The following is an 11,604-nucleotide window of genomic DNA, read 5'->3' on the forward strand; positions in this document are numbered from 1 at the left end:
CGCTGACCGAAGAGCGTCGTCGCGAGCTTGCCAAGGTCGTCGGGCATGAAGGGGAAGACGCCAAGGTCGCGGTGCGCAACGTGCGCCGGGATGCCTTGCACCAGGTCAAGGAACTGATCAAGGACAAGCAGATCAGCGAAGACGAAGAGCGTCGTGCCGAGGAAGAGATCCAGAAATACACCGACAAGTTCGTCAGGGACATCGACGTCGTGGTGAAGGCAAAGGAAGACGAGCTGATGTCGATGTAGGGATGGCCGTCATCGATCGCCCCATCAGGCCGTCGGCACGCCACCGATGAATGCGCTGTCCGCAACTTCTCCCGGCGATGCCTGCCGCGCGCCCCACGACGGGCTTTTTCCACGATCGAGATTGATGGATTCCGACCCGCCAACCCGAATTCCGCGCCACATCGCGATCGTCATGGACGGCAACGGCCGCTGGGCCGAGCGGCGTCACCGACCGCGCGTGTTCGGGCATCGGGAAGGTCAGAAGGCGGTTCGCGCGGCGGTCGAGTTCTGTCGCCAGCGCGGCGTCGAGGCCTTGACGCTGTTCGCGTTCTCGAGCGAGAACTGGAAGCGTCCCGACGAGGAAGTCGGTGCGCTGATGCAACTGTTCCTCAAGGCCATCGATCGCGAAGTCGGCGAACTCCACGCGAACGGCGTGCGGATCGAATTCATCGGCGACCTGTCCGCATTTTCGACCGAGCTTGCGACGCGCATGCGCGGCGCCATGGTCCGCACCAACCGCAATACCGCGTTGCGACTCAACATCGCGGTGAATTACGGCGGGCGCTGGGACATCGTGCAGGCTGCGCGTGGACTCGCGATGGCTGCCGCGCGAGGCGAACTCGAGGCGACGTCGATCGACGAAACAATGTTCAGGCAGTTCACCTGTCTCGACGACCAGCCGCCGGTCGACTTGTTCATCCGCACCGGCGGCGAAATGCGGATCAGCAATTTCCTTTTGTGGCAGATCGCGTACGCGGAACTCTATTTCACCGACGCATTGTGGCCGGACATCGACGCGACGGCCCTTGATGCGGCGCTTGCCGACTACGCACGCCGCGAGCGTCGCTACGGCCTCACGACCGCGCAAGTGCGCGCCACCGGCTGACGCGCATGCTTCGACAACGCATCCTTACCGCCCTCGTGCTGGCACCGGTCGCCATCGCGATCGTGTTGTTCCTGCCGACCGAAGCGGTCGCCGCGATCATCGCCGCGCTCTGCCTGATGGCGTTGTGGGAATGGACACGCCTGGCCGGCGTCACCTCTCCAACGATGCAGGGTGTGGTGGTCGTGACCAACGCGGTTGCCTTCGCGCTGCTCTGGCTGATCCGCAACGAACCCGCAGCATGGTACGTCATCGGTGCAGGGATCGGCTGGTGGATGCTGGCGCTGCTGTGGATGCGTCATTCCTCGTACGCGGCTGCGCCGACGCGCGAGAACGCAGTGAAGAAACTGGTGGCCGCCGAGTTTGCGATTCTGCCGGCGTGGCTTTCACTGGTGATGATCCATGGCAATCCGGATCACGGTCACGCATGGGCGTTGTTCACGCTTGTGCTCATCTGGTCAGCCGATTCCGCGGCGTACTTTGCCGGCAAGCGCTTCGGCACCACCAAACTCGCGCCGCAGATCAGCCCCAACAAGACGCTGGCCGGTGTATGGGGCGCGTTGGCTGGCGCGGGCTCTGTCGCGCTGCTCAGCGGGTGGCTGTTCCACCTTCGGGGCGCTGCACTCGCGCTGCTGGTCGTGCTGTCGCTGCTGACCATTCTGGCGTCGATTCTCGGCGATCTGGTCGAAAGCCTGCTCAAGCGACAAGCCAACGTGAAGGATTCCGGCACATTGTTCCCCGGCCACGGCGGCCTGCTCGATCGCCTCGACAGCCTCTTCGCAGCGATTCCGGTCTTTGCCGCCGGGAAATTCCTGCTCGATCTCGCATTTGCGCCATGAGGAGCATTGCAGTCCTCGGCGCGACCGGTTCGATCGGCGCGAGCACGCTCGACGTCGCCGCGCGTCATCCCGACCGTTTCCGCATCACCGCGCTCGCCGCACACCGCAGCGTCGACGCACTGATCACACTGTGCACGCGCTTTCGCCCTGCACTGGCGGTGATCGCCGATCCGGCATGCGAAGCGGATCTTCGCAGTGGCTTGAAAACAGCCGGGATCGATTGTCGCGTCGCGTCCGGACCTGACGGGCTGGTTGAAGCGGCGTCCGGGTCGCATTGCGACACCGTCGTGGCCGCGATCGTCGGCGCGGCCGGGCTGGCATCGACGCTGGCTGCCGCGCGGGCCGGCAAGCGACTGCTTCTGGCCAACAAGGAAGCGATCGTCATGGCCGGGCCGCTGCTGGCCGCGGCATTGCGCGAGGGCGGCGGCGACCTGCTGCCCATCGACTCCGAACACAACGCAGTCTTCCAGTGCCTGCCGGCCAAGCGCGCCGACCTGTCGACGGCCGGTGTCCGGCGCATTCTGCTCACCGCGTCGGGCGGCCCGTTCCGCGGGCTGAAGGCAGCGGATCTGGGCGATGTCACGCCCGAACGCGCCTGCGCGCATCCGAACTGGCGAATGGGTCGAAAGATCTCGGTCGATTCGGCCACCTTGATGAACAAGGGCCTCGAAGTGATCGAAGCACACTACCTCTTCGACGCGCCGGTCGAACGCATCGAAGTAGTGGTGCATCCGCAGAGCATCATCCATTCGCTGGTCGAGTACGTCGACGGCTCGGTGTTGGCCCAGCTTGGCAATCCGGACATGCGCACCGCGATCGCGTATGCCCTCGCGTGGCCCGAGCGCGTCGAGTCCGGCGTGCCAGTGCTCGATCTGCTGAAGGTCGCGCGTCTGGACTTCGAATCAGCGGATCTGCTCACCTTTCGCTGCCTCGATCTCGCCTTTGGCGCACTGAACGCCGGCGGCAACGCAACCACGGTGTTGAACGCCGCCAACGAGGAGGCCGTCGCAGCGTTCCTCGAAGGGCGGCTTTCGTTTCTCGCCATCGCCGAAACCATCGAGCGGTGTCTCGCGCATGCCGAGGCGACCGCGCCCGCCAACCTCGCTGCCGTGCTTGACGCCGATTTAACTGCGCGGACGCACGCCCAACGTATCATCGCCACACTCTCCGGCTGACCGCCAGGAATACCCATGAGCGAATTCTTCGGTTCCGTCTGGTGGCTGCTCGTCACCCTCGGCCTCCTCATCACCTTCCACGAATACGGCCACTTCGTCGTCGCGCGCTATTGCCGCGTGAAAGTGCTCAAGTTCTCGATCGGATTCGGGCCCACGCTGTGGTCCAGGTTTGACCGCCACGGCACGCAGTTCGTCATTGCGGCGATTCCGCTCGGCGGTTTCGTGAAGATGCTCGACGAGCGCGAGGTCGAAGGCGTGGTCGGACCGGAGGCCCTGAAGGGCGCCTTCAATCGCAAGACGGTCGGACAACGCATGGCGATCACCGCCGCCGGCCCTGTGTTCAACCTCATCTTTGCCGTGGCCGCACTGTGGCTGATGTTCGTGATCGGCCGTCCCGACTATGTGCCGGTGATCGATACGCCCAAGGGCCTTGCCGCCGAAGCCGGACTGCACGCGGACGACCGGATCGTCGCGGTCGGCACGCAGAAGATCGGCTCGTGGAGCAACGCAATGCAGGCGGTGTCCGAAGCCGCTGCGCTTCACCAGGACGTCGGAATCGAGGTCGCGGGCGCGAATGGATCCACGCGCGCCGTCACGCTGGCCCTCAGCAAACTGCCGCCGGGCGCACCCGACGCCGCAGCATTCGATCGGATCGGCCTCGGCATCCAGCCGCCGCTGCCGATCGTCGACAACGTCGAGGCCGACACGCCGGCCGCGCGCGGCGGCATGCAGGCGGGCGATCGGGTCACAGCGATCAACGACGTCCCGGTGCGGAATTTCAGCGATTTCGCGACCACGCTGGCCGATCAGGCTGCGAAAAATCCGCAGCTCCAATTGGCCGTCGACCGCAATGGCGCCCGCGTTCCGCTCACCGTGACGGCAGAGCGGCGCACCGTCGACGGCAAGGGCAAATGGGTGCTCGGAATCATGATTCGCGCCAAGGCGAAGGATGCAGTGGAGCGCTTCGGGCCGCTGCAGGCGATTCCCGCGGCGTTTGGCGAAATCGGCAACCAGACGCGCCAGACCGTCGGCATGTTGTGGGGAATGGTCACCGGGCACGCGTCCCTGAAGAACCTGTCCGGGGTGATCACCATCGCCCAGGTCGCCAATACATCGGCGCAAATGGGCATCGCGTGGTTCCTGACCTTCCTGGCGGCGATCTCCCTCAGCCTCGCCATTCTGAACCTGCTGCCGATCCCGATCTTGGACGGCGGCCACCTGCTGTATTACCTTATCGAGATCATCAAGGGCAGTCCGGTCAGTGAACGCATGCAGATTGCCGGTCAATACGTCGGCCTGACCCTGCTTGTGGCCATGATGGGCCTCGCGTTCTACAACGATATCCTGCGGATCGCGTCCTGATCCGACGGTTTGCCCCATTACGACAGAGGCCGCGGCTGGTCGCCGCGAGCCTGACAACGCCCTGACGGAAGTAAAAATGAAGCGTATTGCCGCCCTGTTCCTGCTCGCCTGGTTCACCGCTCAGGATGCCCTGGCCTTTGATGCGTTCACCATCTCCGACATCCGCGTCGAGGGACTCTCGCGCATTGCGCCGGGTACGGTGTTCACCTACCTGCCGGTGGAGAAAGGCGATTCGCTGACCCCGGACCGTGCGGACCAGGCAATCCGCGCGCTCTACAAGACCGGCTTCTTCAACGACGTCCAGCTCGCCCGGCAAGGCGACATTCTCGTCGTGACGGTGAAGGAACGGCCGCAGATCACGAAAATCGCGATCCGTGGCAACAAGGACCTGAAGGAAGATGATCTCCTCAAGGGCCTGAAGGGCATCGGTCTCGCCCAGGGCGAAGCGTTCGACGACCTCAAGCTCAACGAAGTGCAAGGCGAGCTGATTCGCCAGTACTACAACCGCGGCAAATACAACGTGTCGGTGAAGACCACCAAGGTCAACCTCGACCGCAACCGCGTCGAAGTCGCGATCAACATCGCCGAAGGCAAGGCCGCGAAGATCAAGCACCTCAACATCGTCGGCAACTCGGTTTACCCCGACAGGCAGATCGAGGACGATTTCGAGTCCAGCACCACCAACTGGACGTCGTGGTATTCCAAGGACGACCAGTACTCGCGCGAGAAGCTTTCCGGCGATCTGGAGAAGCTGCAGTCCTACTACATGGATCGCGGTTACGCGGATTTCGCGGTGGACTCGACGCAGGTCGGCATCAGCCCGGACAAGCGCAAGATGTTCGTCACCGCGAACATCAAGGAAGGCGAAATCTACAACGTCAGCGACATCAAGCTGACCGGCGCGCTCATTCTCAAGGAAGAGGACGTCCGCAAACTCGTGCGGATCCAGCCGAACGACGTGTTCTCGCGCAAGAAGGTGGAACAGTCGGTCGATGCGATCACCTCCACCCTGTCCAACATTGGATACGCATTTGCCGAAGTGCAGCCGATTCCGACGATCGACAAGGACAAGCGCCTCGTCTCGCTGAATTTCTTCATCAACCCGGGCAAGCGCGTGTACGTGCGCAACGTGGTGTTCAAGGGCAACCTGCACACCGAAGACGAAGTGGTGCGCCGGGAAATGCGCCAGCTTGAGGGCGCGTGGTATTCGCAGGCGGCAATCGACCGCTCGAAGATCCGGCTGCAGCGCCTCGGCTTCTTCAAGACGGTGGTGATCGACACGCCCAAGGTACCGGGCACGGACGACCAGGTGGACGTGACGGTCGCGCTCGAGGAGCAGAACTCCGGCCAGTTCCAGTTCGGTCTCGGCTACTCGCAGTTGCAGGGCATCATTGCGCAGGTCGCGGTCACGCAGAACAATTTCTTCGGCACCGGCGACCGCGTCTCGGTGTCGGCGCAGCAGAGCAAGTACCAGAAGCGTTACCAGTTGTCCTACTTCGAACCGTACCTCACCGACGACGGCATCGGTATCGGCTACGACATCCAGCACACGGAGCTGGACGCAAGCGAACTCAACATTGCGAGCTATCTGACCAACACGGACGCGTTCGACATCTATCTCGGCATCCCGATCTCCGAATCGGACGCGGTCAACGTGCAGATGGGCATCAGCAAGACCGGCATCAACACGATCCCGGGCTTTACGCCACAGCCGATCGTCAACTACATCGACAATCTCGGACATCACACGTTCCATGCGTGGAACATGCAGGTGTCGTGGTCGCACGACACCCGCAACCGCTACTGGAATCCGACGCGCGGCTCGCTGCAGTCCGTCAGCCTGGAAGTGACGTTGCCTGGCTCGACCGTCGAATACTACAAGTTCAATTACCGGTTCGCGCAATACCTTCGCATGACCGACAGCCTCACCTTCTACGGCCACTTCAACGTCGGCTACGGCGACACGTACAAGGATCCGAAAGGCGTGTTGCCGCCGGATCATCCGAACTATGCGGCCAACATCGGTGGCCTGCCGTTCTTCGAGAACTTCTATGCAGGCGGCGTCGCGGATGTGCGCGGATTCCGCGACAACACGCTCGGTCCGTTCTATGTGATCGATCCCCTCAGCTGCCCGGCGAGCAACTCGAACTGCCGCCTGCCGATCGGTGGATCCCTCAAGACCGTTGCTTCGGCGGAAGTCATCATTCCGACGCCGTTCGTGAAGGAAGCGGACGACAGCACCCGCGTGTCGCTGTTCCTCGACGTCGGCAACGTGTTCCGCAACAATCTCTGCACGACGTCGCAGCTGTCCTGCAACAACAGCAGCAGCAGCTTCAGTGCCAGCGAACTGCGTGCGTCGGCGGGTGTTTCGTTCACCTGGCGTGCGCCCGTCGGTCCCATCGTGATCAATCTGGCGCGACCGATTCGCAAGAAGGAAGGCGACGATACCGAGGTGATCCAGTTCACGTTCGGCAACACGTTCTGATCCATCGCGGAAGGCGGAGACCGCGGATCGCGTCGGGTTCAGCAACGAGGAGACGGCCGGGTGACGCAAGCTGCACGAGCACGAAGCCGGATTTGCGCGCTGCTGCTGGGCGCGTCGATGCTCGCCGGTCAAGCCGTCGCGCAGGCGCCTTCGCCCTCGCGAGTCGGCTACGTCGACATGAAGCGTCTGCTCGACAATGCGCCCCAGGTGATTGCCGGTCGCCAGAAACTGGAGCGCGAATTCACAGCGCGTGACGCCGCACTCAAGACAGACGAGAAGCGCGCAGCCGACTTGCGCGAGCGCCAGAAAAAAGAAGCGCCCACGGCAACAAAAACCGGCGCGGACTCGCTGCAGCGCGAACTCGACGCGCTCGATCGGTCGATCAAGCGCACGCGCGAAACGATGGCGACGGAACTGAAAACGCGAAGCAACCAGGAACTGGATCGCAGCTGGCGCGACATCAACGATGCGGTGGTTGAATTCGCGCGCGAACAAGGCTACGACATGATCGTCGCCAGCGGTTCAGTGGTGTATGCGAGTGCGAAGGTCGATGTGACCGAGCAGATTCTCGACCGGCTCAAGCGCACGTCCGCGAAGGCCACGGCCCCGTGAAAACCACCGGCTATGCACTCGGCGACATTGCGTCGCGATTCGACCTGGAACTGCGAGGGGACGCGCAGATCCTGATCCACGGCGTCGCCACTCTTGCGAACGCCGGACCAGGGGAGATCGGTTTTCTCTCCAATCCGCGCTACCGCTCGCAGCTCGGCGAAACGCGTGCGACCGCAGTGATTCTGCGTGCCGACGATGCGTCCGCCTACGCAAACGCATGCCTGATCGCGCACGATCCGTACGTGGGCTTCGCGCGCGTGGGCAGCCTGTTCGAACGCACGCCCGCGCCGGTCGTCGGAGTGCACGCGAGTGCCGTGATCGCCGCCGGAGCCACCATTGCCGACAGCGCGAGCATCGGCCCGTTTTGCGTCGTCGAAGCCGATGCGCACGTCGGCGACGGCGCAATCATTGGCGCGCACTGCATCGTCGGACCGCGGTGCCGGGTCGGCGCACAGTCCCGCCTGATCGCACGCGTGACGCTGGTGCAGGACGTGGCGATCGGTCGTCGCGTACTCGTGCATCCCGGCGCCGTCATCGGTGCCGACGGCTTCGGTCTCGCGTTCGAGAAGGACCACTGGATCAAGGTGCCCCAACTCGGCGGCGTGGTCATCGGCGATGACTGCGAGATCGGCGCGAACACCACCATCGATCGCGGCGCGCTGGGCGACACCGTGCTGGGCGACGACGTGCGCCTCGACAACCAGATCCAGATCGCCCACAACGTGACCATCGGCTCGCATACCGCAATGGCCGGATGCTCCGCGGTCGCAGGCAGCACGACGATCGGGCAGTACTGCATGATCGGCGGCAGCGCAGGCATACTGGGTCATTTGACGATCGCCGACCGCGTCACCGTGCATGCCATGAGCCTGGTCACGCACTCGATCCGCGAGCCCGGTGAATACACGTCGGGCACGCCGATCCAGCCGAATCGTCAATGGCGACGCAACGCAGCCCGTTTCAAGCATCTGGACGCCATCGCGCGACGCGTCGACGCGATCGAGAAGGAAAAAAAGTGATGACCGATTCCGCACCACCCATCCAGCTGCCGATCAATGTCGAACAGATTGCGGCAATGCTGCCGCACCGCTATCCGTTCCTGCTGCTCGATCGCGTCACCGCGATCGAGCCCGGCAAGACACTCACTGCGCTGAAGAACGTCACCTTCAACGAGCCGTTTTTCCAGGGCCACTTCCCCGGCCACCCGGTGATGCCCGGCGTGCTCATCATCGAAGCGATGGCGCAGGCCTGCGGCGTGCTGGTGAAACTCTCCGGTTCGTCCGTGGCAGCGCAGGCCACCGTGTTCTATCTCGTCAAGGTCGACAAGGCGCGCTTCAATCGCGTCGTCGTACCCGGCGACCAGTTGCGTCTGGAAGTGGAACACAAGCGTTCGATGCGCAACATGAGCCAGTTCTGGGGCCGAACGTATGTCGACGACCAGGTGGTCGCCGAAGCGGAACTGTTGTGTGCTGGAGTCGCCGGCTGATGATCCACCCGACCGCGCTCGTCGATCCGTCCGCGAAGCTCGGCGCCGAGGTTGCGATCGGCGCATACAGCATCATCGGGCCCGACGTCGAGATCGGCGACCGCACCAGTATCGGGCCGCACGTGGTGATCGAAGGCGTCACACGCATCGGCTGCGACAATCGCATCTTCCAGTTCGCATCGATCGGCGCGGAACCGCAGGACAAGAAATACGGTGGCGAACGCAGCGAGCTCGTGATCGGCGACCGCAACGTGATCCGCGAATTCACCACCTTCAATCGCGGCACCGGCGATGGCGGAGGCGCGACGCGCATCGGCAACGACAACTGGATCATGGCGTACGTGCACATCGCGCACGATTGCCGCGTCGGCAACCACGTCGTGTTCGCGAACAACTCCACCCTCGCCGGGCACGTCGAGATCGGCGATCACGTGATCCTCGGCGGCTTCACCGGTATCCACCAGTTCTGCAAGATCGGCGCACATGCATTCGCCGGCATGGGCAGCCTGATCAATGCGGACGTTCCGCCGTTCGTCATCGTTGCGGGCAACTACGCCAAGCCACGCGGCATCAACAGCGAAGGCCTGAAACGCCGCGGCTTCGATGCGGAGCGCATCGCCGCAATCAAGCGCGCGTACCGAACGGTGTACGTCGCCGGCAAGCCCTTGTCCGAAGCGCGAGAGCGACTGGCCGAGCAAGCGAGCACCAGCAGTGACGTCGCCGGCATGCTCGAATTCATCGAGCGCAGCGAGCGTTCGCTGGTGCGTTGAGCCTTAAGACAACATCGCACCTCCGTTGACGGCAGCGACGCATCATCCGACGTCATTTCCGCGAAAGCGGGAATCGCTCTGGGATGGGAAGCTCATCGACCATTCCGAATTCGCGATTTCAAGGAAAATGGATGACCAGCTTCGCTGTTCAAGAGCGATTCCCGCCTGCGCGGGAATGACGTCGGACAGTATTGAGCGGTGCTCGCTATCTGACCCGCAACGCTTGCCACGACAGTCCACACCCGCGTGCCGAACCAATGCCGAATCCCGAATCCCCCTTCTTCATCCTCGTCGCTGGCGAAGCGTCGGGTGACCTGCTGGGTGCGGATCTGATCGCAGCGCTGCGCGAACGTTTTCCGATCGCGACGTTCGCCGGCATCGGCGGCCCGCGAATGATCACAGCCGGCCTTGATGCCTGGTATCCCGCCGAGAAGCTCGCAGTGATGGGTCTGGTCGAGGTGTTGAAGCATCTGCCGGAACTGCTGTCGATCCGACGCGACGTGAAACGTCGCGTGCTCGCGTCGCGTCCGTCGGTCTTCATCGGCATCGATGCGCCCGACTTCAACCTCGGCCTTGAGAGATCGCTCAAGCGCGCGGGCATTGCAACCGTGCACTACGTCAGCCCATCGGTGTGGGCGTGGCGCGAGAAGCGCGCCGCGAAGATCGGACGAAGCGCCGATCGCGTGCTGTGCCTGTTTCCGATGGAGCCACCGATCTACGCCCGCCACGACGTCGATGCGCGATTCGTCGGGCATCCGCTTGCAGACCGGTTTCCGCTCGAACCCGATCGCGCGGCTGCGCGCACCGCGCTGGACATTCCCGCCGACGCGCCGGTGCTCGCCCTCCTTCCTGGCAGCCGTCTCGGGGAAATTGCTCGCCTGGGCGGCGACTTCGCCGGCGCGGCAGCCTTGCTCACGCAGCGCATTCCCGGATTGCGCATCGTTGCACCGATGGCCAATGCGGCGTGCAGCGCTGCATTCGAGGCGATGGTGGCACGTGCGGGATTGGGCGTTCGGCATTCCGGAACGGAACACCCGGATGGGGCATCGGACGCGCGACGCACGACGTCCGTTCTCTTCACCACCAACGCCCAAACCGCGATGATCGCCGCCGACGCGGTGTTGCTCGCATCGGGCACTGCGGCCCTCGAGGCGATGCTGGCCAAGCGACCCATGGTCGTCGCTTACCGGCTCGCGCCTCTGACCTACCGCATCGTCAAGACGCTGGGCTTGCTGAAAGTGGAGCATTACTCGCTGCCGAATGTGTTGGCGGGACGCGCACTGGTCCCTGAGATCCTGCAGGATGCCTGCACTCCCGAATCACTCGCGACGGCACTTCAACCGATGCTGGAAAATCGCACCGAACGCACGCCGCTGATCGACGAATTCCGCCGGCTGCATCGACTGCTTCGTCACGACGCCAGCCACGCTGCCGCAGCGGCAATCGCCGAGTTGGCGAGTTGACGCGCTGCTGCGATGCGCCGTGCGCTGCAGTGCGCATTGACGTCATCCGCACACATGCGCACGATGCGGCGATGATGATGTCGGCGTGACGGTCCTGCTGTCCTTTTTCCGCCGACGCAGCGGTTGGCTTCGTGCATTCGCGTTCGTGGCGTTCCTCGCGCTGATCGCGCTCGGGCCGCTGCACGAGCACACCACCAACGAGAGAGTCTTCGCCGCGACGCTGGTGCTGACCACCCTCGTGCTCGCGATGTTCGCCAGCGCACGCGTGGCATTCCCGCTGCTGCTCGTCAGCCTCGTGTTTG

Annotated in this window: 12 protein-coding genes; all 12 read left to right on the forward strand. The window is 63.7% G+C overall.

The annotated features are described in order from the left end of the window. Positions 1-248 (forward strand): ribosome-recycling factor (locus ABIV12_RS14345; protein ID WP_348060487.1); only part of this gene is annotated, 248 nt, incomplete at its 5' end. A gap of 124 nt (positions 249-372) precedes the next feature. Then, positions 373-1,113: a polyprenyl diphosphate synthase gene (uppS, locus tag ABIV12_RS14350; RefSeq protein ID WP_348060489.1), complete on the forward strand. Its 741-nt coding sequence runs from the start codon at positions 373-375 to the stop codon at positions 1,111-1,113. A 5-nt stretch (positions 1,114-1,118) separates the two neighbouring features. Further along, positions 1,119-1,949, forward strand: coding sequence for a phosphatidate cytidylyltransferase (locus ABIV12_RS14355; protein ID WP_348060491.1), 831 nt, complete (start codon positions 1,119-1,121; stop codon positions 1,947-1,949). Next, on the forward strand, positions 1,946-3,124 hold the full coding sequence (locus ABIV12_RS14360) for a 1-deoxy-D-xylulose-5-phosphate reductoisomerase (RefSeq protein WP_348060493.1): 1,179 nt from the start codon (positions 1,946-1,948) through the stop codon (positions 3,122-3,124). Before ABIV12_RS14355 ends, ABIV12_RS14360 begins: the two co-directional genes overlap by 4 nt. Before the next feature lie 15 nt (positions 3,125-3,139). Continuing rightward, entirely contained in the window at positions 3,140-4,486 is a 1,347-nt protein-coding gene (gene rseP, locus ABIV12_RS14365; RefSeq protein ID WP_348060495.1) for an RIP metalloprotease RseP, read from the forward strand. Between the two features lie 76 nt (positions 4,487-4,562). Next, positions 4,563-6,971, forward strand: coding sequence for an outer membrane protein assembly factor BamA (gene bamA, locus ABIV12_RS14370; protein ID WP_348060497.1), 2,409 nt, complete (start codon positions 4,563-4,565; stop codon positions 6,969-6,971). Between the two features lie 60 nt (positions 6,972-7,031). Next, a complete protein-coding gene (locus tag ABIV12_RS14375) occupies positions 7,032-7,583 on the forward strand; it encodes an OmpH family outer membrane protein (RefSeq protein ID WP_348060499.1) in 552 nt (183 codons plus the stop codon). Beyond that, positions 7,580-8,602: a UDP-3-O-(3-hydroxymyristoyl)glucosamine N-acyltransferase gene (gene lpxD, locus ABIV12_RS14380; RefSeq protein WP_348060501.1), complete on the forward strand. Its 1,023-nt coding sequence runs from the start codon at positions 7,580-7,582 to the stop codon at positions 8,600-8,602. Before ABIV12_RS14375 ends, lpxD begins: the two co-directional genes overlap by 4 nt. Beyond that, a complete protein-coding gene (gene fabZ, locus ABIV12_RS14385; RefSeq protein WP_348060503.1) occupies positions 8,602-9,069 on the forward strand; it encodes a 3-hydroxyacyl-ACP dehydratase FabZ in 468 nt (155 codons plus the stop codon). Before lpxD ends, fabZ begins: the two co-directional genes overlap by 1 nt. Then, positions 9,069-9,839 carry an acyl-ACP--UDP-N-acetylglucosamine O-acyltransferase gene (gene lpxA / locus ABIV12_RS14390; protein WP_348060505.1) on the forward strand — a complete coding sequence of 257 codons (771 nt, stop codon included), beginning with the start codon at positions 9,069-9,071 and terminating at the stop codon, positions 9,837-9,839. Before fabZ ends, lpxA begins: the two co-directional genes overlap by 1 nt. 257 nt (positions 9,840-10,096) lie before the next feature. Further along, positions 10,097-11,302: a lipid-A-disaccharide synthase gene (gene lpxB, locus ABIV12_RS14395; protein WP_348060507.1), complete on the forward strand. Its 1,206-nt coding sequence runs from the start codon at positions 10,097-10,099 to the stop codon at positions 11,300-11,302. Between the two features lie 85 nt (positions 11,303-11,387). Continuing rightward, positions 11,388-11,604 (forward strand): hypothetical protein (locus tag ABIV12_RS14400; RefSeq protein ID WP_348060509.1); only part of this gene is annotated, 217 nt, incomplete at its 3' end.

The sequence above is a fragment of the Dokdonella sp. genome, from assembly GCF_039926425.1.
GTDB lineage: Bacteria > Pseudomonadota > Gammaproteobacteria > Xanthomonadales > Rhodanobacteraceae > Dokdonella_A.

Excerpts from the sequence above, each read along its gene's own strand:
- rseP (WP_348060495.1), top strand. The coding sequence starts at position 3,140 with ATGAGCGAATTCTTCGGTTCCGTCTGGTGGCTGCTCGTCACCCTCGGC.
- lpxB (WP_348060507.1), top strand. The coding sequence starts at position 10,097 with ATGCCGAATCCCGAATCCCCCTTCTTCATCCTCGTCGCTGGCGAAGCG.
- ABIV12_RS14360 (WP_348060493.1), top strand. The coding sequence starts at position 1,946 with ATGAGGAGCATTGCAGTCCTCGGCGCGACCGGTTCGATCGGCGCGAGC.
- fabZ (WP_348060503.1), top strand. The coding sequence starts at position 8,602 with ATGACCGATTCCGCACCACCCATCCAGCTGCCGATCAATGTCGAACAG.
- uppS (WP_348060489.1), top strand. The coding sequence starts at position 373 with ATGGATTCCGACCCGCCAACCCGAATTCCGCGCCACATCGCGATCGTC.
- lpxA (WP_348060505.1), top strand. The coding sequence starts at position 9,069 with ATGATCCACCCGACCGCGCTCGTCGATCCGTCCGCGAAGCTCGGCGCC.
- ABIV12_RS14355 (WP_348060491.1), top strand. The coding sequence starts at position 1,119 with ATGCTTCGACAACGCATCCTTACCGCCCTCGTGCTGGCACCGGTCGCC.
- bamA (WP_348060497.1), top strand. The coding sequence starts at position 4,563 with ATGAAGCGTATTGCCGCCCTGTTCCTGCTCGCCTGGTTCACCGCTCAG.